This window comes from Paraflavitalea speifideaquila (assembly GCF_032395985.1).
GTDB classification, from domain to species: Bacteria; Bacteroidota; Bacteroidia; order Chitinophagales; family Chitinophagaceae; genus Paraflavitalea; species Paraflavitalea speifideaquila.
This window is the reverse complement of the sequence record NZ_CP135920.1, coordinates 7,492,643-7,517,245: the sequence shown is the minus strand read 5'-3', so window position 1 is coordinate 7,517,245 and position 24,603 is coordinate 7,492,643. Positions and strand designations below refer to the sequence as shown.

Genomic DNA, 24,603 nt, shown 5'->3' with positions numbered 1-24,603 from the left:
TTTTGAGCTCTGCACTCTTGTTGCCATTTTTGTGTACTCATTGTTGCCGAAATCTCTGCACTCGTGATTGCCAAAAACTCTGCACTTTGGGTTGCCGACTACATGCAATCGCCGATGACCCGTAAAGGGTATCTTTTACAGCCCAACAAAGAAATAATGGATTCAATGCTATCAAACAAAGGGAACTACTATAATTTTAATAATATCCTCCATCTGCCTGATAGCTTTTTCTATAATGATGATCATTTAAACCAACAAGGCGTGAATATTTTCAATGAAAAAATGATGAACATATTACAGGCTGGAACACTAAGATTGGACTAAATGATGACTCCGGCCTAACCTGGGAGGTATTTCCAACGAGCCTATAACAACCCCTCAACCTCATCCGAGTACTATCGTTTTTAAATAGCTCCAGTTTGTAGCTGGGGTCATCAAACTTTCCATGAGCAGGTTATTGGTAAATGAAAAAGAGCTGCCTGGTAGGTAACTCTTAAATCTGTTAACAAACAAAAATGGTAATCATAGAGGTCTATCTTCCGTTTGACCGCAACACCACAATATCTTTCTTAACCTGGTCATCATACGTTTTCTTAATGATATAATGCCATTGCTTTTCTGATACGTCAACAAAGAATACCTCGTCTTTTTTGCGCCGGGCTACTGCATCCTGAAACTCTTTGGGGAACATCAGTTCGCCAAAGAACCAGTCCGTATCTCCATGTGTGGTATTGCCATCCATGGTGTACTCGTCGGATAATTTCTGAAAGGATGCTCCGGAGTTGGCTTTTTGTACTATTACCTTCTTGAGGCTGTCTACTTCAGAAGGTGATAAAGATCCGCCATCCAGGAATATATAGCTTGCGCGGTATTGAACCGATTCTGTGGCTTCAACCACTTTATAAGTAACATAACCCACAGAAAAAACATCGCCCTTTTTCTGGCGCAATAATCGCTTTTCGATCAATGAGGTATCCTTCCCGGCAGAAAGGCGAAGGATGGTGGGCTTAAGTTCGGGATGGGCATCAATGTATTGCTGGGCCTGTTGCATGGTACTGATCTTTCCCAACTGCTCATATACTGTTTGCTGTGCAAAAGCCGAGATTGAAAAGACCATCAATAAGCCAGAAAGAATATGTTTCATACTTCTATTTTATCTATTATTATTAATTTCTGCTCCCCATTATTCTGGGTTTGAAATGGTTACCACAGTTTTTGAAGATACTATTTTTCATAATACTGTTGCTGCACCGCGTAGGGGTATTCTGAAAAAAATGTTAATTGATGCCAGTAACCTCCGGAATACCAGTATAGGCCCATGACGGAAGAGGGCAACTGAACAAATACCGGCCCAAAGGTAGGACGAGGACCCTACAGAGCCCTATAAATGCTGAAAATATTATTTAGGGATACTTTGTATGTATTCTGCCGGACTAGTGCCTACCTGCTTCTTGAATGCCCGGTAAAAGGCACTCCTGGAGGTAAAGCCAGCATTGTAGGCCAGGGCCTCAATAGTAAAATGTTGAATGGTTTGCGATAGTGTCAATTGCTCTATGATGCTATTGATCCGGAGTTGGTTGATGAAATCGGCAAAGCTTAATTGGTAGCTGTTATTCAATAATGAAGACAACTTATGAGGCGTGAAGCCCAGGCCCCGGGCCAGGGAAAAAGGCTGATTCGCTTGTCGGCATACCGTTTATCCTGGTGCAGGTATTCTTCCAATTGCTGGCATTGCTTTTCTGTTTCCTCATCTTTTTTTAAGGATAGGGCATGCTGTTTCCTGATCTTTTCCAGTGTAAGCGTTTTCATATCCAGCAGGGAGGCGATATGTTCTGCCGGCAGGCGATCAATATAACCTGGTTTGGTAGCTAAAAATATTGGTAGCGTTCCCTGGCATTACCCACCCTGATAATATGTGAACGCTCCTGGGCGTCCTGGTAATATTTTTCGACCAGCACACGGAAGATATAATTGAAATCGAAATAATTTTCAAACAGCGCCAGTAGAATTTTATTGGGCAAGGCGATTAGGGAAGTGGGTTCTGCTGCGATGATCCCTTCTTTAGTAGGCCGCTGGCCATGCATACCGGATATGGAGCTTACAAACTGATTTTCAACAGAAATATAGGTGGTGATCTTTTTACCCTTGTGGGTGGTCTGGGCCCTCAATGCGCCCTTTATAATAAAGTACATGTACTGACAGGTGTCCCCCTCGTTGAGCAGAATAGCTCCCTTTTTGAGGTTCAGCGGTACTACATGGGTAAATACTTCGTTACGAAGCCCCTCACTTACAGGATAAACCGCATTCAGGAGCCCGATTACTTTTTCAATGTTTTTGCTATTTGGTTGATGATATTTCATAACTGGGTACAACCAATTCCTTCGGTCAAACTCCCCAGGCTTCTATTACCGGAAAAATTACCGATACAGAAAAAAGCCCGGGGTCAATGCCAGTGTGCTTATTAAAAATGAATCCACTGGTTTTACGTCAACAACAGCCACCAATGCCAAGGGCGACTTCGTGTTCAAAGAGCTTCCACTGGGTGGTCCCTATTATGTAATGGTTACTTTTGTTGGGTATGCCGAACAAAAGAAACCCGGCTTTACACTCAGTCAGGGTGATGTAATAATTGTGAACTTTGGGCAGGTCAATGCTGCCACCGAGACTGGGGCAGTAACAGTAACTGCTGCAGCCAACAGGACCAAAGGAAAATTTGAGAACCTAGGCGCCGCTACTGCGTTGTCTTCCCGATTAATGACTCGCATGCCGATTAACGGACGGAACTTCACTACTTTAATGGATCTCTCCCCTTGAGCAGGGGTAGAAATATTTCCGGTCAGTTAGGTTCTTCTACCAATTATACTATTGACGGTATGAATGCAAAGAACCCTACTTCGGCGGGTGCTACCACCAGTCGTAGCTGTGCGCCCTATAGTATCTCCATCGAAGCGGTACGGGAATATGGTGTAAATACCGCAGGTGTTGTTACACCATCCGGCGATCCATATCAGATCCAGATCGGATTCAGGTATAGTTTTTAAAGAATCCAACGTATATTTATTTGGGTGTATCAATTTTTGATATACCCTTCTTATTGATCTTCAAGAATTACAACCATGAAAACGATCGGAAATACCCCTTTGATAAAATTGGAACGACTGTCTGAACCAGGAGCTGCTGATATTTATGTAAAGTATGAAGGCACCAATCCTACCGGGAGTATGAAAGACCGAATGGCTCTTTCCATGATCGAAGGCGCCGAAAGAAGGGGTGAACTTAAACCTGGAGGTATGGTGGTGGAATATACCGGTGGAAGTACAGGAAGTTCACTGGCTATGGTGTGCGCCAACAAAGGGTATCAGGCGTACTTTGTATCTTCTGATGCTTTTGCGGAAGAAAAACTGCAGACGATGCGTGCATTTGGTGCCCAACTGGAATTAGTTCCCAGTGAAAATGGTAAAATTACAGCCGGGCTGTTCGATGTTATGATTGCCCGGGCCAGGGAACTTAGTAAGGCGCCCAATACTTTCTGGACCGACCAGTTTAATAATGTCGACAACAGGAATGCTTATCATGCGATGGCCAGAGAAGTTTTGCAAGTCCTGGGCAGTATTGACGAGTTTGTAACAGGTGTGGGCACAGGCGGCAGCTTTTCCGGAAATGCCGAAGTGTATAAAAAGGAATTGCCCCACGTAAGCTGCATTGCCATTGAGCCATTGTATGTACGCGCATTGTCAGGTGGAGATATCTCGGGCACACACAGGTTGGAAGGCATAGGGGCAGGATTTGTGCCCTCCATCTGCCGTAAGGACCTGATCGATGAAATAATACCCGTATCGGATGCAGATGCTTATGACACCGCGAGGAAACTGGCCAGGCTGGAAGGCGTGTTTGGAGGTATTACGGCTGGCGCCAATGTGTGGACAGCTATGCAAAGAGCCAGGATCATTGGGCCGGGAAAGAAGATCGTTACCATTATTCCTGATTCGGGATTAAAATACCTCAAAGGGGATCTGTATAGGTAATGAAACGGGTTGAATGAGTAACCTGCTTATTATAACTTATTATTTTCCAGCCCCTCTTTGAAAAGAGCAGGCGTAGTATCCGTTACTTTCTTAAAAGCGGAATAAAAAGTAGATTTTGAATTGTAACCTACCTCATAACCAATGGCCTCAAAAGTAAGGCGCTCGTTGGTGCTGATTAATTTGCAGGCTTCCTGTATGCGGAACTCATTGATGTAAGTAGAGAAGCTTTTGCCCAGGTTGTCATTGAGTAGTTGGGATAGCTGGTGAGAGGAAATATTAATGCTTTGTGCCAGGTTGCTTAACTTAAGATGCGGGTTCCTATACAGTTCATTGTCGAGGATGGAGCGCTCCAATTTTGCTATCCATGCCTTTGCATCATGGCCAGCTATTTTTCTTTTTTTCAAGTTTAGCCACCTTCCCCCTTCCCCCGGCGTCAAAATGTTTTCCAGGTTGGTTCCGTACAACAGCAATGTGAGGTATAAAACAAAAGAAAATGAAATAGGGCCGCTAATGCATATTAAACAGATAATGCCCGATATGGTTATCAAGTATACAAGAAGAATAAGGCTGGTACTTCCATAGATCAGCAGCCAGAATTTTTCGGCTCCACCCAGTTTGGGTGTCTTTGCAAAGAAGGCTTTTATAACGGGTTTAAACAAAAAGCCGGTGGCTACCACGTAGGCCGCCCATTGTCCATAACAAATATAAGAACCCCAACTGCTCCAGGTGTTAGGGTAGGTTTTAAAAGGAAACAACATGCCTACTAGTAGTGTAATGCCTAATTGAATGCCCCAGCCCCATTTCCAGGAAGCAGGTATTTGAGTGACTTGCCGAAGGGTGGCCTTGGAAAAGTAATACAGGGAAGGGTCAATCAGAAAGCAGGCCGAATGACCTATCTGGGGGTAAATTTTGGGCAGGTTGAAATTGAAATAAAGGAAAACAGAAACGGTTACGCGGATGCTGATCGCCAGCAACAGAATACCTAAAAAGAGGGCGGCGATGGACTTCACTTTCTTACTCACGAAAAGAAAAATGCTAAGTGCCAGGCCATTGAAAGCCCCCAACATGCTTATAAAAAATAATATTTGCTAACCAATGCTCATGAATGAACCAATAAAATAATGGCAGGGTGAAAAATTAGCACAATTTCTGCGGAATACACCTTTCTATTCTTAAAATTTGCAGTTATGAAGAAACTCATTTCCCTCCTTTTGTTGATCAGCAACTGCTATGTCCAGGCCCAGCAGCAATATATTACCGAAAGGGATATCTCTTATTATGCCGACTCGATCAATAGAAAAGATCCTTATATCGCCTCACAATGCAAATTGGATTTTTACTATCCCAAGGGAGTAGGCAATTATGCAACCATTGTTTGGTTTCATGGAGGCGGGCTCACCGGTGGAAAAAAAGCGATCCCCAAGGCATTGATGGAGAAGGGATATGCCATTGTTTCTGTGGAATACCGTTTCTCGCCCAAAGTAACGGCACCTGCTTATATTGAGGATGCAGCAGCGGCGGTGGCCTGGGTTTATCAACATATTGGCCGTTATGGCGGTAATGCCAGCTTGATCTTTTATCGGGTCATTCGGCTGGTGGTTACCTGGATATGATGATCACATTAGATAAAAAGTATTTGAAGCAATACAATATTGATGCAAATAGCATTGCGGGAATAATTCCATTTAGTGGCCAGGCTATTACCCACTATACCGTTCGTAAAGAACAAGGTATTAAAGATACCCAGCCAACAATTGATTTGTACGCACCTCTATACCATGTAAGGGCTGATGCACCACCCTTGTTGCTGATTACAGGCGACCGGGAAAAGGAACTCCTGGGTCGCTATGAAGAGAATGCTTATTTAAAACGGATGATGCAACTGGCGGGACATAAAAATACACGGCTGTATGAACTGGAAGGTTTTGATCATGGTAATATGCCCGAACCTGCATTTCCTTTATTGTTAAGTGAAGTGGCCGCCATTATAAAGAAAATAGATCAAGCAAAATAAAACCATTATAGGTACCCTTATGGTCACAGTTCTCAAATGTACCAGGCAGTACCAGTTGGTAGGGTGAGGTAAATCGTATCATCTTTGGTAGGTGCGGGCCCAGTCATGCGTACGGTTATCCTGCTTTTCCCTACCAATACTTCTACTTCATAATAACTACCATAGAAAAGTATTTCTTTAACGGTGGCTTCTATGCCAGCTCCTGCAGCCAGGGAAATGTGAATGTCTTCAGGCCGCAGGAATAGTTTCTGGTGGCGCTTGCCGGTTGGGCGAGTGTTCGTGAACAGCCTGGCCATAGAATGACTTAACAGGTTATATGTTCCAAAGAGCCCGGCAGTATATTCTGTTGTGGGTTGTTTGTAGATATCCTGGGCTCCTCCCTGCTGTATTACTTCGCCATCTTTCATGACCAAAACTTCGTCGGCCCAGGAAAGGGTATCCAAAGGATCATGAGAAACCATGATGCAGGATATCTTGAGTTTGGACCCAATATCCCCGATAACCGACTTGAGCAGTTTTTTGTGCACCATATCGGTATTGGAAAAAGGTTCATCCAACAACAGGAGTCTGGGCGACGTAATGAGCAATTTAGCGAGGGCTATCCTTTGTTTTTCTCCGCCCGACAGTTGGTTGGTTCTTCTTTTAAGGAGGTGGCTGATCTGGCAAATGTCGTATAAGGTGGCTGCCGCCTCTTCGGATAATTGGTTGGCATATTCCAGCACTTGCTCCACCCTTAAATTATTGGGCAGTTCAAAATGTTGCGACAGGTAAACGATACCCGGGTGCCCGGGGATCAATTTATCGGCTGGCCCCAGTATCTTTTTCTGCTCAAAGAATACCTGGCCTGCATCCGATTCTACCAGGCCGGCAATGATCTTCAGTAAAGTGCTTTTGCCCGAACCTGTTTCGCCGGCAATGGCTATTTTCTGAAATGATTGTTGGGTAAAATTGATCTGCTTAAGTTCAAAACCTCTTTCATCTTTTTAGAAATGCCGGAAACTGTTAATAGGTGCATGTCGGAAAAGGAGCTTTTAGCCCCGGGATGTCAAAAGTACGGATTAGGCAACAATTCGATTTTATCCCTATTTTTATCCATTAAACCACAAAAGCCATGCAGATACGTACCCTTTTCAAACAGTTCATTGTTGTGAATCTGGCTGTATTTTCACTCCTGGTGATTGGTTGTTCAAAAGACAAATCCTTTGAATCACCTGATAATGGTATCGGAGTGGGAGCTGGTTCTACCTCCCTTTTTACCCTGGTGCCGGATGGTGCTAATTGTTCGGATGCGGGGGTACAGATACTTTCGTTGAAGGTACGGCAGTAGCCCTCACCGATGTAGTGATCGTAACTGTTGATGTAAGCAAAGTGGGGACCTGGAGTTACAATACGGGTACCCAGGAAGGATTATCCTTTACCGGTTCTGGTTCTTTTACAGCTACAGGCAGTCAGGAAATTGTGTTGCAGGCTGTTGGCAAACCTGCCAAAGCTGGCACGTTTACTTTCCCTTTAATTGTGGGTTCTGTTACCTGTAGCTTTTCCGTGACGGTGAATATTCCAGGCGGCAATAACCCCGCTCCTGGCGTTCCCTATTACAAAGCCACTATTGCAGGCGTTAATTATATGGAGAGTGTAACGGCCACCAATGATTATGAAGCAGGTTCAATCCTTGCCGGTAATGACGATGTGGTTTTGGGAGCCGGTATTAATTATTTTACTACTCCCATTCCAGCAGGATTCACCACAATGGGTATTGATAAAGGCGTGATGCATGGCTACCTCACTTCTACCGAAGCGCAATTCAAAGCGTTTTTCCCGGTTAGTTTACATCCTTTTACGCCTCCAGGCCCCGATAATAACCCCCATCTCAATGGCGATGGAATTGTTATATACTGGACCGATAAGCAAGGTAATCACTGGAGTTCTTCCAGCTCTACCCAGGCTCAGCCTGCCAGCAGCATCTTTAAAATTGTCAGTGTGGAAGATGCCCTTAATCTAACAGGCACCTATTTCCTCAAAGTTAAAATGGAGTTTAACTGCATCCTTTACAAGGCGGGGACTACCGAAACAGCTACGCTTACCAATGGGGAAATGCTGGCTTATTTTGGAAAAATATAGTACTACTGCAGCGTAACATACTTTAGAGGATTACTTTTTGCCGGCCCGGGCTGATTCTTTAGCGGCTTCGAGGACCTTTACTACAGTAAGATTATTGGATAAGGCATAAAGGCCATCCGGTGTTACCTGGATCTTTCCACGGATTACATCAACAAGGTATTTAAAGGGATCTTCATACACAGGAATATCCTGTGCCGTAACCAGTCGGTTAGTAACTGTACTGCCTTGTCTTATTACCAATGTTTTGCTGTCGGGTGCAAAAATGTATCCTTTCTCCCCATATACTTCCATGTCTTTTCTGTTATAAGGCCAGTTCCAGGAGGCTTGTATAATACATTGTGCATCGGGATAATCAACAATGATGGTTGCCTCGTCATCTACTTTGGGATAGAGCTGTGGTTTGTATTGACGGGTAACGGCTGTTACTGAAATGGGTTGTTGTCCTTTCATCAAATGCGTCATCAGATTGGCGCCATAGCATCCAAAATCAACAAGTGCGCCGGCTCCATTCAATACAGGGTCAGTAAGCCAGGCCAGGAATTCAGGGCCACATCCTATCTCTTTGGGGCCCTGGTGCCCGTCGTGTATTACTACTTTACGGATTCGACCGGTAGTATTGCTGTCAAGCGCCAATTGGAATGTTTTGGCCACCGATGGGTACCAGCTGGTTTCATAATCAGTAAGCAAGTGAATATTGTATTTCCGGGCCAGTGAGTCCATGCGCCGGGCATGTTCCCAATTTACGGCCAGTGGTTTTTCTACCATTACATGGATGCCCCTCGGGGCACAGGCTTCTACTACTTCCAGGTGGCTATAGATAGATCCAAAAGCCACTACGGCCTCTGGTTTCACAGCGTCCAGCATTTTACCCAGGTCGGTATAAATGATAACAGGTGAAAAACCATACCTTTTGGCATAACGATTGGCTAGGACAGTATCTTTTCATACACACCTGTAAGCTGTATGTTTTCCTTATGCTTGTAGCCCAATATCCAAGTGGAATGGCCATGGGATACTCCCGCCACAGCTACTTTTAATGGTTGTGCAATTAGAGCAATATTACCCAATAGCAATACAAAAGGAGAAGCGTTCGCATGCTTAAATATAAGCGATTTTCTGCGGTGAGGACGGAAGCAGTAGGTAAAATAAAGCCCGGGTATTACCCTTTGGATGGTAAATACCCGGACCTGCTATTTTATGCGTTCATAGCTGCCAACGCCTGAACAGGGGAGGAGAGGTACAGTTTATATAGATCGGCGGTGCCGCCTACATGGATTTCATATTCATCTTTCTGGAAAGCATCCAGGAAAGCAGTGGCTACAGCCGAAGGGGGATACCTTTACTGCCTCCTATTTCTTCCGAAAACTCTGTATCTACCAGTGGCGGCATCAATTCAAACACCTTTATATTTCCAGTGCTGGCCAATTCAAAGCGCAAGGATTGCGTATAGGAGTGCAAAGCGGCCTTGCTGGCGCTGTAGGATGATATGATACGGTTAGGTGCAAAAGCTGCGATGGAGGTAACGTTCACAATGGCAGCTGAAGGCTGTTGCTCCAACAAGGGAAGTAATTTTTCGTTCAACCTCGTTACGGAATGATAATTGGTGTGGAATTCTTCAGTGGCCTTACTGAATGCATCCACACCCTTTTCTGTGATTGAATATGCAAAGGCACGTCCGGCATTGTTGATCACCACATTCAATTGCGGGAAATCCTGCTGTAATCTGGCTACCAGTTCGTTTACATCCTTTTCATCCGATACGTCCGATACAATGCCGGTTACGTGGTTAAGTTGGGCAACTGCCCTTTCCAACCGTTCTTTATTCCGGCCGGTAATAATAACATGGTTGCCATTTTCTGTCAATTGTTTAGCAATGGCAAAACCAATGCCGGCTGTGCCGCCTGTGATCAATACAGTGTTGTTACTAAGTTTCATTGTCTTTAATTTCTATTGTATATTAATGTATATACCAATCGGTATATGATAGTACAAAAAAAAAGATCAACTAATGGATATACGGTTAATAAGGTCTTGGGCTGCATCAATAATAGCATCCAGGTAAGCAGGTTTATTCATCGTTTTGCCCAGCCATATACCTCCCTGGATCATGGCCATCAATGCCAGCGCCGTTTTTTCGGGATTGGTATCTTTCCTGAATTCCTTCGCTGCAATACCTTGCTGAACAATCGCCTCCAGGTCTTTTTTGTATCGGCAATAACCTTAGCTACCTTTTTTCTAAGCGGCTCAAATGTGTCATCAGCTTCCGTTCCTGCATTCAGTAAAGGACAACCTCCTTCAACAAAAGGGTGTTTTTGCGAACTGGAGTAAACGGTAGCAAACGCTAGCAGCTTTTCCTTATTAGTACTTGCTTTAGCAAGCTGTTCGGCTATTATCTTGTCGCGCCGAGCTATTGTGTAATCAAATACCGCCAGGGCCACTTCTTCTTTATTCTCGAAATTACCATAGATGCTACCCTTGGTGAGTTGGGTTGCTTCAGTAAGGTCCGACATGGAAGTACCCGCATACCCCTTTGTATTAAATATACCAGCGGTGGTTTCAATGATGAACTGGCGGGTCTCTTCTGAGCGTGGGGTGAACTTCATGCTGTAAATATACCGATCGGTATATGACTGCGCCAAATAAATATAGAAGTATTTTTAAAGGATTTGTTAAGATAGGTAGCGGCTTACCGATCTTGAGCAATAGTATCAATCACTTTTTTGAGCTCATGCGCCAGGTTATTCGTGAGATTGCCGGGCAGACCAGTGCCAATAGTCTGGCCATCAACCTTTACCACCGGGAGGATATTTTTAGTGGTACTGGTTATGAATGCTTCCTTGGCCCGGTAAATGTCTTCAAGGGTAATGTCTTTTTCTGCCACTGCATAGCGCCCGGCGGTTAGTTGCAATACTTTTTTCTAATGACTCCTTGTAGTATTTGGTATCTGGGCGTCAACAGCGTATCATCGGCTGTTACAATAAAGAAGTTGGAACGCGGGCATTCGGTTACTATATTATTATGATGGTACAATACATCCTGGGCTTCCTGTTGATGCACAAAAGATTGTAACCATACTGCCATCATATAGTCAATGCTTTTGGCGGCCGGTATTTGCCGTTGGTGGGGATAGGTAACAAGATGAATGCCTTTGGCGTGTAACGCTCCATTTATAGGCAATGGTTGCTGTGTAATAACGAGGTTAGGACTGGAAATGGTATATCCATCACTTGAGTAACCGCCTGTAAGCGTAATACGGATACCGGAATCGGGTAAATGGTTTTTCATCAATTGGGCAATGAGCGCCTTGAGTTCTTCCCGGTTATGCCTTACGGGCAATTGCAGTAAGGAGGCCGATTGGTAAAACCGGTCCAGGTGGTCATCCAGGAATATGGGTTGATGTTGAAGGGTTTTAAAGAAATCAAAAATGCCGTAGCCTCTTTGGATAGATAGATCATTAACAGATAGGGTAGCTTGATCGGCAGGGTACAGTTCATTATTAACAATGGCGTACAGCATAGTTACTTTTGAAGTCGATTGTATTTTTAAATAGGGTGATTACTTTATCAATGGGCAAGGCTTCTATCGTATGTTGTTTGATACCGGTAGTAGTGGTAGCTGTAAACAATGAATTAATGATGGCTTCTTCCGTAGCTTCAATAGCTGCCATAAAGAGGGGCGACATTTCCTCATTCTGCAACAAGCTTACCTGTTGAAGCGGTTGTTTGTAATTGTGCGGAACACGCAGGGAATCGGCTGTGGAAAAAGCAAGGATGTAATCGCCGCTGCCATTGGACGCGATACCGCCTGTTTTGGCAAGGCCCATAAAGGCCCGCTTGGCCAGTCGTTGAAGATTGCGTGCATCTAACGGTGCATTGGTAGCCACTACCATCATGCAGGAGCCATTTACATTATTTAGGAGTTGATTACTGAAAGCAAATTTACCCCATTCCTCACCAACCGGTACGCCATCAATTTGCAATACACCACCAAAATTACTTTGTACCAATACGCCCACCGTATAACCGCCTAATGAAGCCGGCAAGATACGGGAGGATGTTCCAATGCCCCCTTGAATCCAAAGCACACGGTACCAGCGCCTGCGCCTACGCACCCTTCTTTTACTGCTCCCGTAGTGGCTTGCTGTATAGCCGTAAGTACATCATTTCTGGTAACGTGCTGACCCCGTATATCATTGAGGTAGCCATCATTGGTTTCTCCTACGAGTGCATTGACCGATTGTACATTCTCGTTGCCGGGTTGGCGCAGGGTATATTCAATCACCGCATTCATAGCAGTGGCCACGCCCAGGGTATTGGTTAATATAATAGGGGTTTCCAGGTTGCCCAATTCTTGTACCTGGGTGGTACCTGCCAGTTTGCCAAAACCATTGCCGGTAAATACAGCTGCTGGCACTTTTTGTTGGAAGATATTGCCCTCATAAGGTAATATAGCCGTAACGCCTGTTCTGATGGAATCGCCCCTGACAATAGTGGTATGCCCTACTTTTACGCCGGGCACATCAGTTATGGCATTCCATTTGCCGGGTGTCATCACACCAATCCGGATGCCCAGATCGCGCGCCCGTTGCTGGGCATAAGTACCGGAAGCAAAAACAATAAGTAATATGGATGATAACAATATCTTTGACATAGTGAGGTTTAAGGAGGGTAAAAATAAAACATATTCTATATGAAATTAACGATTGATAATTTACTGGAGGCCAATATCTGTGCTACTTGCGGCACCCGGTATGCCACCGCAAAAAAGTGGGCGATGATTGCCTTATCTGCACCGATGAAAGGCAATATGTGTTGGAAAGTGGCCAACAATGGATAAACTACGCTTCGATCCTTAATAACTATAGTATCCATATCAGTGAAAGGGATACCGATCTTTACGACCTGCGCCTGGTTCCTGCATTCGCCATTGGACAAAGAACCTTCCTGGTACAGTCGGCGGGCGGGAATATCCTTTGGGATTGCCTTCCTTTATTGGACGAACCTACGGTGGCTTATATACAATCCAGAGGTGGGTTGAAAGGTATTGCCATCTCTCACCCCCATTATTATAGTCTTATGGCACTCTGGGCTAAGACATTTGACTGCCCCATTTACCTGCACGAGGCCGACGAGCAATGGATCGTAGACAAGCGTGATCATGTGCAACTTTGGAGTGGGAGCCATAAACCACTTTGGGATGGTATGAGCCTGGTGCATACTCCGGGGCACTTTGCAGGAAGTACGGTAATGCACCTGCCGCATCATGGCGCAAAGGGGACCCTGCTTGCGGGCGATAGTATTTTTGTGAGCAGGGATAGGAAGCAAGTAGGTTTCATGTATAGCTTTCCCAATTATGTGCCCATGCCTCCCCGGGATGTAAAGAGTATTCATAAACGCTTGTCACCCCTCCAGTTTGATAGTATGTACAGCGCATTTGACCAACTGAATATTTATACTGGCGCCAAAGACATATTTGAAGGATCAGTAAAGCGCTACCTGCAAATGGTGAGTAGTAATGAATAAGCCATAACTGTTATTGATTTTTGCTGTTGGGATCTTTTGGGTTAGCGCCAGCTGGTGGATATTTTAAAGCCAGGTTCGTGCTATTCCTAATAATTGAACTATCTGTTACTGCCATGCTTTCGCCGCGGCAATTGGTAAAGTATACATAATTGCCCCGGTCATAAAAACGGTAAACCTTACAGCCCTCATGTTCAAATAGGTATTGTACTTTATAGGTTTCATTGTTGTTGGAGGGTTCATCACGCAAAGGACGGCTGATGCTGCAGGATGTAAAAGCCAGCAGGACTATAAAGGGTATCAATTTTTGCATACACCTGTTTTGTTATAAAAGTAAACTTACCGGTCACAGTAAAGCGTTAAAACGATCGTTTTGGCATTTCATTAATGTTAAAGCGATAAATGTATTTCCTACCATTTACAGCATTTACCGATCAAGTGCCATCGCTGATATCTATCGATCCATCCGGCTATTCATAGAAAAGACCTGCCTATCCCTATCAAACCGGTCTAATTTGATCGTCATTCACATAATGTAATGGTTATGAAAAAAATAGGGCACTTCATCCTCATCCTAAGCTTGGCCACCTTATCCGCTATCGCACAGTCCGGTATAGAACAATTGTCGGATGAATTTAATGATTCCACCAGTTTAAAAAAATGGTCCTTGTTTCATATTGCAGAAGGATTTCCCGATAAAATCCAAAGCATGGGTGTTAATCAGGGTAAACTTCAACTGCAGCCCAAGGCCAGTGGCTGGTACGCTGATTACCAGGCGCCCTTTCTTTTAAAACCATCAATGGCGATTTTGACGTGCGGGCCAAAATAAAGGTCAGTGGCGTCCAAAGTACCTTGCCTACCATCGATTGGTCACTGGCGGGTTTAATGATACGTCAGCCAAAACCTACCAATAAGACCACCTGGCGTCTTCGGCAGGAAAACTGGTTATTTATTACCACCGGGGTGGCAGAGGATACTAACCTACCCGTTTTTGAAGTAAAGACTACCAATAATAGTTTGTCCAACCTGAAACTACGGCCCGCCAAAGCCGGATGGGTGGAACTTCGCATTGTGCGCATAGACGCTGCTTTTATCCTCCTGGCCAGGTATGAAGGAGAGCTCTGGCAAATAGTCGAGCGGTTTTACAGGCCGGTATTGATGGGGCCATTACAGGTAGGCCTGAATGCCTACAGTTCCTGGAATGCAGTACCGCAGGACATAAAAACAAATCCTCAATTATTCAATGAAACGGTCATGGATACGCCTGCCGATCTGTTGTTGGAAGTGGAATACATCCGGTTCAAAAGACCCAATATAAACGAAAAGCACTTGCCTGCCGATTATAATGTCCACTATCAGGGTGTATTGTTCTATACACGGGCCAACCTGCTTACCGATTATTCTGTCTCCAATGAGAACTTGCTAAAGATCATTGGTGACTAGGTGCTTATACAGATGGCATGATTTTTAATCATACATTGTACAAAACACTGAAACATGAAAAACTGGCTTCGCACACTGATCGCTGGTTACGGCGCTTACAAATGGGGTGGAGGTTGCCTTGGCACCATTGTTGTATTCCTGCTTTTGTATTGGATATTGGGTTGGGGAGGCTGTTGAGTTGACCGGTTGTCCCATTGCCTGTATGCCTTCTTTCTGGTAACTTTGCGCCAATGGAATTGACAAAGGAACAGATCATTGAGCAAACCAGGAAATGGATAACAGAAGTAGTGATTGCCTGTAATTTTTGCCCTTTTGCGGCCCGGGAAGTGAAACGCAATAGCATTCATTACCAGGTAGAGTTGGCCAGCAATATTGAACTAGGTTTAACAGCCCTATTACAGGAATGTAAGCGGCTGGATGAACAGCCTGATATAGAAACCATCCTACTTATTTTCCCGGATGCCTTTCAGTCATTTGATCAATACCTTGACCTGGTAGGGCTGGGTGAAAAACTGCTGAAGAAAAAAAGGCTATGAAGGCACTTACCAGGTGGCCAGCTTTCACCCCCTCTATCAGTTTGCAGGTGCATCGGCCGATGATGCCGCCAATTATACCAACCGTTCAGTATACCCCATGTTGCATTTGTTAAGAGAGGAAAGCATTGAAGCGGCATTGAAACGTTATCCCGATCCAGATAGCATCCCAGCCAGTAATATTGAATTTACCCGCAATAAAGGAACGGCCTTTATGAAGATGTTGCGTGATAGTTGCCTGTGATTGAGTTGCATTTAATTCTGTCCCACCCTTTCTTTGATGTCATCCGATGCACTGCCCGATTTTCGGCTGGCTCCTTTCAATGGTTTGCCAAAGCGCCAGCTAAAGGCCAAGGTTACTACCCGGCTATCTCTGGTAAGTTTAAAGTATTCCCGGGCTTGCTGAAAATCCGTCCAGCCTGCCATTGCCTGCGTATAGAATAGATCGCGGATACCCAGTTTTATACTGGCCTTGTTCTTTAATATTTGTTTGGCTACCCCTGCGGCTAATTGCCCTGTAGGGTCCAATACCTCTTGCAGGTCATTTTGAGCGCGCGTCATATAAAATCCGGAGAGTTCGGCCGACCAACCTCCTTTGAAGCGAAACTGGTTACTGATATTGGTAAACAGTTGAGTAACGGAGGCCGCCAGGGAATTGACGACCACCCCTTCAATTTTTTTCCGATTCAGGTTGGCTTGTATCGTTAATGACCACCAAGGGGTGGGAGTCAGTTGTGAACTTACTGACAAACCGATGTTGACCATCCTGCCCAGATTGCCTTCAGTATAAGTAATCAGCCCATTGGCATCTGAAAAGAATATCTGCGAAAAGTAATTATTAGTTACACTATAACTGAGGGTAGTGATCAGGGATTGTTTATACAGGTGGCTCATTTCAAAGTTCCAGGTAAACTGAGGGCGGAAATAAGGATTACCTGTTTGATAAGTATACTTGTTGATCAGGAATACAAAAGGGTTGAGCTTTTGAAAAGCAGGCCGGTCAATGCGCCGCCCGGCGCTGAAGCTGAAAGTATGTGCACTGTCGGCCTGGTAGCTGGCAAAAGCTGTAGGGAATAAACTATTGTATTGCCTGGCAAATGCTGAATCTTTCCGGATGACATTGCCTAATTGATTGGCATTATAAGCCGTGTGCTCAAAGCGAAGACCTCCCTGTAAGGTCCATTTACCTGCCTGCTGTTGTCCACTTGCATACAATGCATGAATGGTTTCGTCATACAGGAAGTGATTGGTTTTATCGAGGTCGGGTTTCCAGCCATTATTGTGTAATAGTTCATAAACTGCCAGGTTATCAGTTTTAACGTAGGATGTCTTCCAGCCTGTTTCCAGCTTTGCATGTTTGCCAATGGTTTGCTTATAATCAGCCTTGGCCGAATAAACACGTAGGGTAGAAGGGAGGTCACCCCGTAAGCCATCCACATAACTGCTATTGGCCCCGGTGAGTATATTTTGGTAAAACTGCCTATTGTCGATGCTATATTTGAGATAATCAATATCGACTGATAATTCCTTATGTTCTGAAAGGTCATGTTTTGCACTGGCATTTAATCCCAGGTTCTTCCAGGTGCTTTTATTGTCACTCGTGGTATATATTACAGAGTCGATCCCATCGTTATTATTGATCCAATCACCTGAGCTGTTGCCGAAAGTTTTCCTCACCGAGCGCAGACCTGTAAATGTGACACCAAGGGTAGTTTTTACCCAGCGAATAATCAATACCTGCTTTGATATTGTGTGCTACAATTGGGCTGGCTAAATAAGTAGGTTGCTCAAAACGATTGGTAACTGTTTTATTGTCTGCCTTATAATACCAGCGATAGGCATATACATCTGTAAATGCTTTGGATATATTGGTGCTATAGCTGAAGAAGAAATTATAATTGCCATCGCGATAATTCAGTATCAGGCTATTATTGTTTTTATAATACTTTCCCTGTCCATAGGCCAGGTTGAGGTTGCCGTTGAATCCCCTTACTTTATTCTTTTTGGTTTTGATATTGATAATACCTGCATTGCCTGCTGCATCGTATTTGGCAGAAGGATTTGTCATGATCTCAATTGACTCGATCTGTGAAGCATTGATGCTCGCCAGGTAGTTGGCCAGGTCGGCAGCAGGCAGGTAACTGGGTTTTCCATCCATGAGGATCAATACATTGGCTTTGCCTTTGAGGCTGATGGAACCATTCCTGTCAACCGAAACGCCTGGTGATTTTCCAATACCTCCAGCGCTGTAGCCCCTACATTGGTAACTGCTGCATCTACATTGATCACCGTCTTATCAGGCAATAATTCAATCAATGGTTTACGGGCTATTACGGTTACCCCTTTCAGCATGGTAGGCGCCCTTTGCAGGCGAATAGGATTGGCAGTGATTGAAATACTAATGGGCGGCAATGCTACACGATGTGGCATATATCCTGTGGCGGTAATAGAAAGGTGGTATTGGCCCGGCGAAATTTGTTCAAATACATAATTGCCACTATTATCTGTGCTGGTGATTTTGGTTGTTGAAGAGTCGACCGATTTGAGCAGCATAACGGTTACAGCCGGTAGCACTTGCCCCGAACTGTCAGTTACAGCACCGGAAATTTTAAAGCTACCAGGTTGAGCCAGTAGGGCATTACAGATTAATAAGGATAGTAAGATGAATAAGCAGGTAGTCCACTTCACAGATCAGTCGGTTTTAGTTGGGTTGCCCTAAATGTCGCGCCTTTTGTTCGTAAAATAGGCTATGGATATAGGTTTTTTACAAACGGTAGAGGCTTTCCTGCCTGCTAGTAAATCTTTGCATCATAAATAATGCCCTATTCAAACACTTCTTATTTCCTAACTTGCTGATAACTATGATGGCTTCCAATAAATTACCCGAAGTATGGTTGCGCGGCCCCCTGGATGGTATACCCGCTTTGCTGCAACCGGTGGCACATGCCTTATTACAGGCGCAGGAAGAATTGCATGTATTATTAAAGGATTTCCCTGCTGGTTTTTATGGGAAAAACCGGGAGGCGTAGCAGCCCCGGGTTTTCACTTGCAACACATGGCAGGTGTATTGGATAGGTTATTTACTTACGCTGCCGGGCATTGCTTTCTGCTGCACAATTGGAGTATCTGGCTCATGAAGGTTCTCCAGTTGAAGACGTTACGCCTCAACAACTGCTGGCAGGCTTTGATACTCAAATGGCAATTACCATTGCCCTGCTAAAACAAATCGATCCAGCTACCTTAACGGCTATCAGGGGAGTAGGATGAAAACAAGTGCCATCTACTGTCATGGGGCTTTTGTTTCATGCTGCCGAACATACCATGCGGCATACCGGCCAGTTACTGGTCACGGTGCAATGGCTAAAGACAAAACAGGGTGTATAATTCAGGGCCGTAAAAATGATCCCTTCCCTTATCTTCGCCGCCTGAAAAAATGGAAAATGACTGGACTTGATGATGTTTTGCTGCAAAAAGTGATGGTGCATAAGGTAGGCAATCCTTCCCGAGGTGAAGAATTGAAATTATCCGAGAACCCGCTGACCCTCAATGATGAGATCGTTCAAAAGCTACTCACCAAATACTTCCTGGGCGCTTTTAATGAAAATGAGTTGTTCCGGTTTACCCATCTAAGCGATGTGAACCTGAATGAAGTATATAATTATGTACGGGCCATTTTGAGGATACGGATAGTTTTGTACCGCAAGCCGCCTTACTCGCTCAATTTCTGTACAGCAAATCCACCCATGTAAAGGTAAAGGAGGGAGAGCTGTATGTAGTGCTGTTTGACCGCGTATTATTTGAAAGTGAACATACTCGGGCCATCGGGATCTTTAAGTCCGAAACCAAAGAAACCTTTCTTAAGGTATTCCAGCATGGAAAAGTTGGGAAGTGATACAAGAAGAAGGGGTCAATATCAATAAGCTCGACAAAGGCTGTCTCATCTTCAATACCAATACTGTAGAAGGGTATAAAGTTTGTGTGGTGGACAGCACCAATAAACAGAATGATACCCAGTACTGGGTAACGGATTTTTTTGCAGGTACAGCCCTATTCAGACAGCTACCACCACACCGATAAGTATTTAAGTCTTTGCAAAACTTTTGTTACCAATGAATATGCAGAGAAGTTTGATGTAAGCAAAAGTGATCAGATCGACCTGCTGAACCGCTCTATGGATTATTTTAAATCCAAAGAGCAGTTTAACCTTCAGGAGTTTGCCGAAGAAGTGATCCACCACCCCGAAGTAGTGGATACGTTTATGGCCTATAAAAGAACTTTGAATCGGCCCGTAATTTTGAAATAGAAGACGAGTTCGATATCAACTTATCAGCCGTTAAGAAACAGCAGAAGGTGTTTAAAACGGTGTTGAAGCTGGACAAAAACTTCCATATCTATATCCATGGCCGCCGCGACCTGATCGAAAGAGGTGTTGATGAAATGACCGGCAAGAAGTATTATAAGATATACTACGATGAGGAAGCCTGATGTGAGTGTGTACGAGGGGTTTTGCCCGGTAATAAGTATTCACCCTTATATTTCACCGGTTTTGATGTTTCTTTCATAAAAATACCCGAAGTTTACCAGTAACCTTATTGGTAGATATGAAGCATAGGATTGTTTGTTTTTACTGCTTATGGTGGGTTGTACTGCCTGGGGGCAAACCAAAACCGATAGCCTCCTGGAGGCGCTTAACAGCGCTATTGCCGCTGCAGCCAGTTATGACCAGGCAAAAGTGCAGGCCATGCAGCAATTAAAGCAATCAGCCGACAAGATACCGGCCACTGACTTTCCCGCCAGGTTTGCGGCATACCAGCAATTGTATGAGGAGTACAAGATATTTAATTATGACTCGGCCTATAGCTATGCCCGTAAATTGCAACAAACAGCGGCAGCACTGGCGGATCCCCTGCGGAGTGATCTAGCGCGTATTAAACTCAGTTTTATCCTCCTTTCTTCCGGTATGTTCAAGGAGGCTTTTGACTCTCTCCAAAATATCAAGCTCCACCTTTTTCCTGATAGTCTCAAGGCTGAATATTATTCCTTAATGGCCCGTTATTATTATGACCTAGCCGATTATGATAACGATCAATATCATACGCCCGGTTATAACAGCAAGGCCAATGACTACATGGATTCGGCGCTCCGCCTTTTTCCGCCGGACTCTTTTTCTTTCAACTATTACAGCGGACTTAAAAATATCCGGAATGGGCGGCGGGAGGAAGCCGGCCATTATTTTCAAATACTCATGAATGACCCTCATCTTTCCTACCATGAGTTGGCCCTCACGGCTTCTACCCTCAGTGATAATTATATCCAGAATGGTAAAACAGATACCGCCATTCAACTACTTATGCAGGCGGCCATTGCCGATATCAAATCCTCCACCAAAGAAACAGCGGCTATTTTTAACCTGGCCTCCCTACTGTTTAAAAAGGGTGATCTGAAAAGTGCCTCCACTTATATAGAAAAAGCCCTGAATGATGCTTTTTCCTATGGTGCCCGCCAACGAAAAATACAGGTAAGCGCCATCCTACCTCTGATAGAAGCCGAAAAAGTAAACCGGGTGGAAAACGAAAAACGTACCTTAATTACCTATGCGGCTATTGTAACCCTGCTACTATTGGCCCTGGTAGCCCTCATTATTATCGTTTTCCGTCAGCTGCGCAAACTGAAGATCGCCCAGCAGATTATTACGGAAGCAAATATCAAACAACAGGAAATTAATAATAAACTCACTGAGGCCAACAAGTTCAAGGATGAATATATTGGCTACTTCTTTAATGGTAACTCCGAGTTCTATGCCAAAATGGAGAAGTTCAAAAGAACCTGGAGGTAAAGGTCAACGACCGTAAACTGGAAGAAATACGCTTTTTAGCCAATACCATTAATATTAAGAAGGAAAAAGAGGAGCTCCTGGGCAATTTCGACCGTATCTTCCTCAAACTCTTTCCCCACTTTATAGAAGAATTTAATACGTTGTTTGCCCGGGAAGACCAGATCCAGTTAAAGGAAAATGAACTGCTCAATACCGATCTCCGCATTTTTGCCCTCATCCGCATGGGTATCCACGACAGTGAAAAGATAGCCCGGATACTGGAGTATTCTGTCAATACCATCAACACCTACAAAACCAAGATCAAGAACAAGTCCATCATTCCCAACGAAGACTTTGAGCACCGGATCATGGAGATAAAAAGTATTTAGCCTGATTTAACCCCCTACTTCACGTTATATATTAATATTTTCAATTCAATAATAAGTAATTAATAATCAATAATTAACGACTCCCTCTCTGCCTCCAAAAGCCTTTATTTTTTGATACTTTCCCTATATAAATTGGAATCGCTTGCCCACCCCTGTTTCTTTGGTATCCTGAACAGGTAGTCTGCTTACCTGTAAGCCATAAATCTGACGATAAAAACACTTAATCTTAAACTACTGCCATGCAAACAAGACGATTGCTTAAGCAACTCCTTTGCTGCTTTCTCTTCCTATTAGCCCTCCAGGTTGCCCGGGCTCAGGATAAAATCATTACAGGTACTATTTCCGATGAAAAGAATGTTCCCCTTGCAGGCGCTTCTGTTTCCGTAAAAGGCGCTAAGTCCGGCGTAAGTACCGACGCTGTTGGCAATTTCCGCATTACCGTTCCTGCTTCCACTACCGCCCTCGTTATTACTTATGTGGGATATGAACAGGCCGAAGTGGCCATTGGCGGCAAAACAGTGATCGATCTTTCCCTCCAACCGGCTGTTAAATCCATCGATGCCGTTGTGGTGGTAGGTTATGGAACCCAGCGTCGCAAAGATGTTACCGGTTCAGTTGCTTCTGTTGCCGGTTCGCAGCTCAAAAACCTGCCGGTAACCAATGTTACCGAAGCTTTGCAGGGAAGGGCCGCCGGCGTGGAAGTGATCAAGAATACCGGGCAGCCCGATGCACAGCCCACTATCATCATCAGGGGTTTATCTTCTCTGCACCAGCCAGGGCCCCTGTACATAGTGGATGGAATACGCGTGCCGGCCGACAATATCAATGTGCAGGATATTGCTACCATCGATATCCTGAAAGATGCCAGCGCTACCGCCATTTATGGTTCTGCGGCAGCCGGCGGCGTGATCGTGATCACCACCAAAAAGGAAGCGGCGCCAGACCTACCATCAATTTCAACGCGCGTTTCGGCACTACCAGGCCAAAAGTGATCACCCTGCTCAACAAAGCAGAGTACATCCAGCTGGAGAATGTACTCCATCCCGGGTATTTCAAGAATGCCACGCAAACCGATACCCTGTCCGATATCGACTGGACAGATGTATTGTACAGAGATGGAACGGAGCAAAACTATAACCTCTCTGTTTCTGGTTCCTCACCCGTTATGAACTACCTCTTTTCCGGTTTTTACAATAAACAGGAAGGTATCTATGTTAAGAACTATTCCAATATTGGCGGCGCCCGTATCAATACCGATTACAAACTGGGCAAGTTCCTGAAGATAGGAGAGCAGTTGGCCGTATCCAGGCGCAAAACATCTCCCCTCGGTCAGGTAGAATCCCAATTGAAGATCGCGCCCTTCCGCTCTTTGCCCATCATTCCTTTATATGAGAAAGATGGCAGGATCGGTTCCGTACCTCCGGGTTATGGTATCAACTTCGGCGGTCCCAATCCTTATGGTGTAGTGAACTCTGCCGAGATACAGAATTTCAAGAACAACCTCCAGGCCAATGTATATGCTGAAGTGAAACTGCCTTTACATGTAACCTTCCGTACCAATATTGGTTATAACTATTACGATGAATCACAGGATTACTTCCAGGACAATCCCAACTTTGGCCCAGGTACCCCCACTTCCAACTCATTGACCAAGGCCAGCATCCGCAGCAGCCAGTTGTTGACCAACTACCTCTTGACCTATAACCAGTCATTTGGCAATCACAACATCAATGCCGTGGCTGGCTTTGAACAGATCGTTTCCAAATGGAACAACCAGTCTACTACCATGAGCGCAGTAGGGTTGCCCGGTTTTTCCTTTGTACAAACTTCCAATTCCTCCATCAGCACTACCGGTAAAAATGATCCCAATGGCTTGGTTAAATCATTTTTCGGCCGTGTGAATTACAATTATGATGGCAAGTACTATATCTCTGGCTCTTTAAGAGAAGATGCCAACTTCACCGTATTTGGTCCCAATATGCAGCGTGGTACCTTTGGTGCTGTATCCGGCGGCTGGAATATCAGCGATGAGGGCTTCTTCAAGCAAAACCTTCCTTTTATCAATGTGCTCAAGCTGCGCGGTAGTTATGGTACCCTCGGTAACAGCAATATTCCTCCCTACGCTTACCTGGCTTCCTATGCACAGTTTAATGGTACCAGCGGTATTGCCAATGGCGGACAGAATTTTGCACCCGGTGCTCCCCTGGTAATTGCCAACTCTATCAACGCTATTCCCAATCCCGACCTGCACTGGGAAACCGTGCATGAAACCAATTTCGGTATAGATGGTGAATTGCTGGATGGCAAATTATACTTCACGGCCGAGTGGTACAACAAGAAGACCAAAGACATGTTGTATGCCCTGCCACTGCCCAACAGCTCTGGCTATATCTCTCCTTATTTTGTAAACATTGGCCAGGTGAGCAGCAAAGGCGTAGACCTCTTGTTGGGCTATAAAGACAGGAAGGGAGATTTTAGTTACGATGTAAGCGTAAGCGCCGGTTTCAACAAGAATAAGGTACTTGACCTCAACGGCATTACCAATGATGCCCTGTTTGATGGCCGTAACTATTTCAATAATTCCGATCAGAGCGGTTACAACCTCATGGGTACGGCTCCCCTTACCATTACCAGGGCCAACCTGCCCTTTGGCTCCTTCTACGGTTATAAGGTATTGGGTATTTTCCAAACCGATGCAGATGCCGCTTCCCAAAAGTAAATGATAAAGGCGCCCATGCCGGCGACCT

Annotated in this window: 37 protein-coding genes and 2 pseudogenes; 23 read left to right on the top strand and 16 right to left on the bottom strand. The window is 44.7% G+C overall.

Annotated features, from left to right (window positions below):
• Nucleotides 1-63 precede the first annotated feature (63 nt).
• Nucleotides 64-324, top strand: coding sequence for a hypothetical protein (locus RS881_RS51520; RefSeq protein WP_315817929.1), 261 nt, complete (start codon nucleotides 64-66; stop codon nucleotides 322-324).
• 208 nt (nucleotides 325-532) lie between these two features.
• On the opposite strand, the gene RS881_RS51515 is transcribed toward RS881_RS51520, so the two are convergent.
• The 4 genes from RS881_RS51515 to RS881_RS51500 form a co-directional block, all read right to left on the bottom strand.
• Nucleotides 533-1,144 (bottom strand): peptidylprolyl isomerase, encoded by a 612-nt coding sequence (locus tag RS881_RS51515; RefSeq protein WP_315817928.1) that lies wholly within the window; start codon nucleotides 1,142-1,144, stop codon nucleotides 533-535.
• Nucleotides 1,145-1,399: 255 nt separating this feature from the next.
• Nucleotides 1,400-1,618, bottom strand: coding sequence for a helix-turn-helix domain-containing protein (locus RS881_RS51510; protein WP_315817927.1), 219 nt, complete (start codon nucleotides 1,616-1,618; stop codon nucleotides 1,400-1,402).
• Nucleotides 1,615-1,809 (bottom strand): hypothetical protein, encoded by a 195-nt coding sequence (locus RS881_RS51505; protein WP_315817926.1) that lies wholly within the window; start codon nucleotides 1,807-1,809, stop codon nucleotides 1,615-1,617. The genes RS881_RS51510 and RS881_RS51505 overlap by 4 nt, the downstream gene beginning before the upstream one ends.
• A 59-nt stretch (nucleotides 1,810-1,868) precedes the next feature.
• A complete protein-coding gene (locus RS881_RS51500) occupies nucleotides 1,869-2,360 on the bottom strand; it encodes a Crp/Fnr family transcriptional regulator (RefSeq protein ID WP_315817925.1) in 492 nt (163 codons plus the stop codon).
• A 94-nt stretch (nucleotides 2,361-2,454) separates the two neighbouring features.
• On the opposite strand from RS881_RS51500, the gene RS881_RS51495 reads away from it, so the two are divergent.
• From RS881_RS51495 to RS881_RS51485, 3 genes are all read left to right on the top strand, one after another.
• Complete coding sequence (locus RS881_RS51495; RefSeq protein WP_315817924.1) at nucleotides 2,455-2,814, top strand: carboxypeptidase-like regulatory domain-containing protein; 360 nt, start codon at nucleotides 2,455-2,457, stop codon at nucleotides 2,812-2,814.
• A complete protein-coding gene (locus tag RS881_RS51490; RefSeq protein ID WP_315817923.1) occupies nucleotides 2,811-3,041 on the top strand; it encodes a hypothetical protein in 231 nt (76 codons plus the stop codon). The genes RS881_RS51495 and RS881_RS51490 overlap by 4 nt, the downstream gene beginning before the upstream one ends.
• Before the next feature lie 75 nt (nucleotides 3,042-3,116).
• Nucleotides 3,117-4,025 (top strand): PLP-dependent cysteine synthase family protein, encoded by a 909-nt coding sequence (locus RS881_RS51485; RefSeq protein WP_315817922.1) that lies wholly within the window; start codon nucleotides 3,117-3,119, stop codon nucleotides 4,023-4,025.
• Between the two features lie 29 nt (nucleotides 4,026-4,054).
• Here the strand turns inward: RS881_RS51485 and RS881_RS51480 are convergent, their stop codons facing one another.
• Nucleotides 4,055-5,092, bottom strand: a complete 1,038-nt coding sequence (locus RS881_RS51480; RefSeq protein ID WP_315817921.1) for a helix-turn-helix domain-containing protein — start codon at nucleotides 5,090-5,092, stop codon at nucleotides 4,055-4,057.
• Between the two features lie 120 nt (nucleotides 5,093-5,212).
• On the opposite strand from RS881_RS51480, the gene RS881_RS51475 reads away from it, so the two are divergent.
• The gene (locus RS881_RS51475; protein WP_315817920.1) at nucleotides 5,213-5,638 is read left to right on the top strand and encodes an alpha/beta hydrolase; all 426 of its coding nucleotides are present in this window, start codon (nucleotides 5,213-5,215) and stop codon (nucleotides 5,636-5,638) included.
• Entirely contained in the window at nucleotides 5,635-6,039 is a 405-nt protein-coding gene (locus tag RS881_RS51470; RefSeq protein WP_315817919.1) for an alpha/beta hydrolase family protein, read from the top strand. Before RS881_RS51475 ends, RS881_RS51470 begins: the two co-directional genes overlap by 4 nt.
• Nucleotides 6,040-6,071: 32 nt before the next feature.
• On the opposite strand, the gene RS881_RS51465 is transcribed toward RS881_RS51470, so the two are convergent.
• Nucleotides 6,072-6,956 carry an ABC transporter ATP-binding protein gene (locus tag RS881_RS51465; protein ID WP_315824891.1) on the bottom strand — a complete coding sequence of 295 codons (885 nt, stop codon included), beginning with the start codon at nucleotides 6,954-6,956 and terminating at the stop codon, nucleotides 6,072-6,074.
• Nucleotides 6,957-7,150: 194 nt separating this feature from the next.
• On the opposite strand from RS881_RS51465, the gene RS881_RS51460 reads away from it, so the two are divergent.
• Nucleotides 7,151-7,366, top strand: a complete 216-nt coding sequence (locus RS881_RS51460) for a hypothetical protein (protein ID WP_315817918.1) — start codon at nucleotides 7,151-7,153, stop codon at nucleotides 7,364-7,366.
• Entirely contained in the window at nucleotides 7,318-8,157 is an 840-nt protein-coding gene (locus tag RS881_RS51455) for a hypothetical protein (RefSeq protein ID WP_315817917.1), read from the top strand. The genes RS881_RS51460 and RS881_RS51455 overlap by 49 nt, the downstream gene beginning before the upstream one ends.
• 30 nt (nucleotides 8,158-8,187) lie before the next feature.
• Here RS881_RS51455 and RS881_RS51450 read toward each other — a convergent pair whose 3' ends face one another.
• The 6 genes and pseudogenes from RS881_RS51450 to RS881_RS51425 all read right to left on the bottom strand — a co-directional run bounded on the left by RS881_RS51450 (nucleotide 8,188) and on the right by RS881_RS51425 (nucleotide 12,708).
• Nucleotides 8,188-9,021 carry a Gfo/Idh/MocA family protein gene (locus tag RS881_RS51450; protein ID WP_315817916.1) on the bottom strand — a complete coding sequence of 278 codons (834 nt, stop codon included), beginning with the start codon at nucleotides 9,019-9,021 and terminating at the stop codon, nucleotides 8,188-8,190.
• A 453-nt stretch (nucleotides 9,022-9,474) separates the two neighbouring features.
• Complete coding sequence (locus tag RS881_RS51445; protein WP_315817915.1) at nucleotides 9,475-10,092, bottom strand: SDR family oxidoreductase; 618 nt, start codon at nucleotides 10,090-10,092, stop codon at nucleotides 9,475-9,477.
• A gap of 66 nt (nucleotides 10,093-10,158) precedes the next feature.
• Nucleotides 10,159-10,667: pseudogene (locus tag RS881_RS51440) on the bottom strand (TetR/AcrR family transcriptional regulator).
• Nucleotides 10,668-10,843: 176 nt separating this feature from the next.
• Nucleotides 10,844-11,065 carry a hypothetical protein gene (locus RS881_RS51435; RefSeq protein WP_315817913.1) on the bottom strand — a complete coding sequence of 74 codons (222 nt, stop codon included), beginning with the start codon at nucleotides 11,063-11,065 and terminating at the stop codon, nucleotides 10,844-10,846.
• Entirely contained in the window at nucleotides 11,056-11,673 is a 618-nt protein-coding gene (locus tag RS881_RS51430) for an aminotransferase class IV (protein WP_315817912.1), read from the bottom strand. The genes RS881_RS51435 and RS881_RS51430 overlap by 10 nt, the downstream gene beginning before the upstream one ends.
• Nucleotides 11,654-12,708, bottom strand: a pseudogene (locus RS881_RS51425) (DmpA family aminopeptidase). Before RS881_RS51425 ends, RS881_RS51430 begins: the two are co-directional and overlap by 20 nt.
• A gap of 138 nt (nucleotides 12,709-12,846) precedes the next feature.
• On the opposite strand from RS881_RS51425, the gene RS881_RS51420 reads away from it, so the two are divergent.
• Together RS881_RS51420 and RS881_RS51415 are read left to right on the top strand one after the other, a co-directional pair.
• A complete protein-coding gene (locus RS881_RS51420; RefSeq protein WP_315817911.1) occupies nucleotides 12,847-12,993 on the top strand; it encodes a hypothetical protein in 147 nt (48 codons plus the stop codon).
• Entirely contained in the window at nucleotides 12,966-13,679 is a 714-nt protein-coding gene (locus RS881_RS51415) for an MBL fold metallo-hydrolase (protein ID WP_315817910.1), read from the top strand. The genes RS881_RS51420 and RS881_RS51415 overlap by 28 nt, the downstream gene beginning before the upstream one ends.
• 10 nt (nucleotides 13,680-13,689) lie before the next feature.
• Here RS881_RS51415 and RS881_RS51410 read toward each other — a convergent pair whose 3' ends face one another.
• The gene (locus RS881_RS51410) at nucleotides 13,690-13,989 is read right to left on the bottom strand and encodes a DUF4884 domain-containing protein (RefSeq protein ID WP_315817909.1); all 300 of its coding nucleotides are present in this window, start codon (nucleotides 13,987-13,989) and stop codon (nucleotides 13,690-13,692) included.
• A gap of 500 nt (nucleotides 13,990-14,489) precedes the next feature.
• On the opposite strand from RS881_RS51410, the gene RS881_RS51405 reads away from it, so the two are divergent.
• From RS881_RS51405 to RS881_RS51390, 4 genes are read left to right on the top strand one after another with little or no spacing between them, the layout of a single operon-like run.
• On the top strand, nucleotides 14,490-15,119 hold the full coding sequence (locus RS881_RS51405) for a hypothetical protein (protein ID WP_315817908.1): 630 nt from the start codon (nucleotides 14,490-14,492) through the stop codon (nucleotides 15,117-15,119).
• Between the two features lie 54 nt (nucleotides 15,120-15,173).
• Nucleotides 15,174-15,296: a hypothetical protein gene (locus RS881_RS51400; protein ID WP_315817907.1), complete on the top strand. Its 123-nt coding sequence runs from the start codon at nucleotides 15,174-15,176 to the stop codon at nucleotides 15,294-15,296.
• Between the two features lie 53 nt (nucleotides 15,297-15,349).
• The gene (locus RS881_RS51395) at nucleotides 15,350-15,655 is read left to right on the top strand and encodes a DUF1415 family protein (RefSeq protein ID WP_315817906.1); all 306 of its coding nucleotides are present in this window, start codon (nucleotides 15,350-15,352) and stop codon (nucleotides 15,653-15,655) included.
• Nucleotides 15,656-15,668: 13 nt separating this feature from the next.
• Complete coding sequence (locus RS881_RS51390) at nucleotides 15,669-15,896, top strand: DUF1415 family protein (protein ID WP_315817905.1); 228 nt, start codon at nucleotides 15,669-15,671, stop codon at nucleotides 15,894-15,896.
• 11 nt (nucleotides 15,897-15,907) lie between these two features.
• Here RS881_RS51390 and RS881_RS51385 read toward each other — a convergent pair whose 3' ends face one another.
• From RS881_RS51385 to RS881_RS51375, 3 genes are read right to left on the bottom strand one after another with little or no spacing between them, the layout of a single operon-like run.
• On the bottom strand, nucleotides 15,908-17,329 hold the full coding sequence (locus RS881_RS51385; protein ID WP_315817904.1) for an outer membrane beta-barrel family protein: 1,422 nt from the start codon (nucleotides 17,327-17,329) through the stop codon (nucleotides 15,908-15,910).
• Complete coding sequence (locus RS881_RS51380) at nucleotides 17,298-17,819, bottom strand: hypothetical protein (RefSeq protein ID WP_315817903.1); 522 nt, start codon at nucleotides 17,817-17,819, stop codon at nucleotides 17,298-17,300. Before RS881_RS51380 ends, RS881_RS51385 begins: the two co-directional genes overlap by 32 nt.
• Nucleotides 17,816-18,340 (bottom strand): carboxypeptidase-like regulatory domain-containing protein, encoded by a 525-nt coding sequence (locus tag RS881_RS51375; RefSeq protein WP_315817902.1) that lies wholly within the window; start codon nucleotides 18,338-18,340, stop codon nucleotides 17,816-17,818. The genes RS881_RS51380 and RS881_RS51375 overlap by 4 nt, the downstream gene beginning before the upstream one ends.
• Before the next feature lie 161 nt (nucleotides 18,341-18,501).
• Between RS881_RS51375 and RS881_RS51370 the strand changes: the two genes are divergently transcribed.
• The 9 genes from RS881_RS51370 (at nucleotide 18,502) to RS881_RS51325 (ending at nucleotide 24,575) form a co-directional block, all read left to right on the top strand.
• Complete coding sequence (locus RS881_RS51370; protein WP_315817901.1) at nucleotides 18,502-18,681, top strand: hypothetical protein; 180 nt, start codon at nucleotides 18,502-18,504, stop codon at nucleotides 18,679-18,681.
• A 411-nt stretch (nucleotides 18,682-19,092) separates the two neighbouring features.
• Nucleotides 19,093-19,401, top strand: coding sequence for a hypothetical protein (locus RS881_RS51365; RefSeq protein ID WP_315817900.1), 309 nt, complete (start codon nucleotides 19,093-19,095; stop codon nucleotides 19,399-19,401).
• Between the two features lie 139 nt (nucleotides 19,402-19,540).
• The gene (locus tag RS881_RS51355) at nucleotides 19,541-19,729 is read left to right on the top strand and encodes a nucleoid-associated protein (RefSeq protein WP_315817899.1); all 189 of its coding nucleotides are present in this window, start codon (nucleotides 19,541-19,543) and stop codon (nucleotides 19,727-19,729) included.
• The gene (locus tag RS881_RS51350) at nucleotides 19,686-19,955 is read left to right on the top strand and encodes a nucleoid-associated protein (protein ID WP_315817898.1); all 270 of its coding nucleotides are present in this window, start codon (nucleotides 19,686-19,688) and stop codon (nucleotides 19,953-19,955) included. The genes RS881_RS51355 and RS881_RS51350 overlap by 44 nt, the downstream gene beginning before the upstream one ends.
• 47 nt (nucleotides 19,956-20,002) lie before the next feature.
• Nucleotides 20,003-20,137 carry a hypothetical protein gene (locus RS881_RS51345; protein ID WP_315817897.1) on the top strand — a complete coding sequence of 45 codons (135 nt, stop codon included), beginning with the start codon at nucleotides 20,003-20,005 and terminating at the stop codon, nucleotides 20,135-20,137.
• Between the two features lie 133 nt (nucleotides 20,138-20,270).
• The gene (locus RS881_RS51340; RefSeq protein ID WP_315817896.1) at nucleotides 20,271-21,488 is read left to right on the top strand and encodes a SusR-related protein; all 1,218 of its coding nucleotides are present in this window, start codon (nucleotides 20,271-20,273) and stop codon (nucleotides 21,486-21,488) included.
• The gene (locus tag RS881_RS62685) at nucleotides 21,479-21,856 is read left to right on the top strand and encodes a DUF6377 domain-containing protein (RefSeq protein ID WP_315824890.1); all 378 of its coding nucleotides are present in this window, start codon (nucleotides 21,479-21,481) and stop codon (nucleotides 21,854-21,856) included. The genes RS881_RS51340 and RS881_RS62685 overlap by 10 nt, the downstream gene beginning before the upstream one ends.
• A 239-nt stretch (nucleotides 21,857-22,095) precedes the next feature.
• Nucleotides 22,096-22,848, top strand: coding sequence for a TonB-dependent receptor plug domain-containing protein (locus tag RS881_RS51330; RefSeq protein WP_315817895.1), 753 nt, complete (start codon nucleotides 22,096-22,098; stop codon nucleotides 22,846-22,848).
• Nucleotides 22,845-24,575, top strand: a complete 1,731-nt coding sequence (locus tag RS881_RS51325; RefSeq protein WP_315817894.1) for a TonB-dependent receptor domain-containing protein — start codon at nucleotides 22,845-22,847, stop codon at nucleotides 24,573-24,575. The genes RS881_RS51330 and RS881_RS51325 overlap by 4 nt, the downstream gene beginning before the upstream one ends.
• Nucleotides 24,576-24,603: the final 28 nt, after the last annotated feature.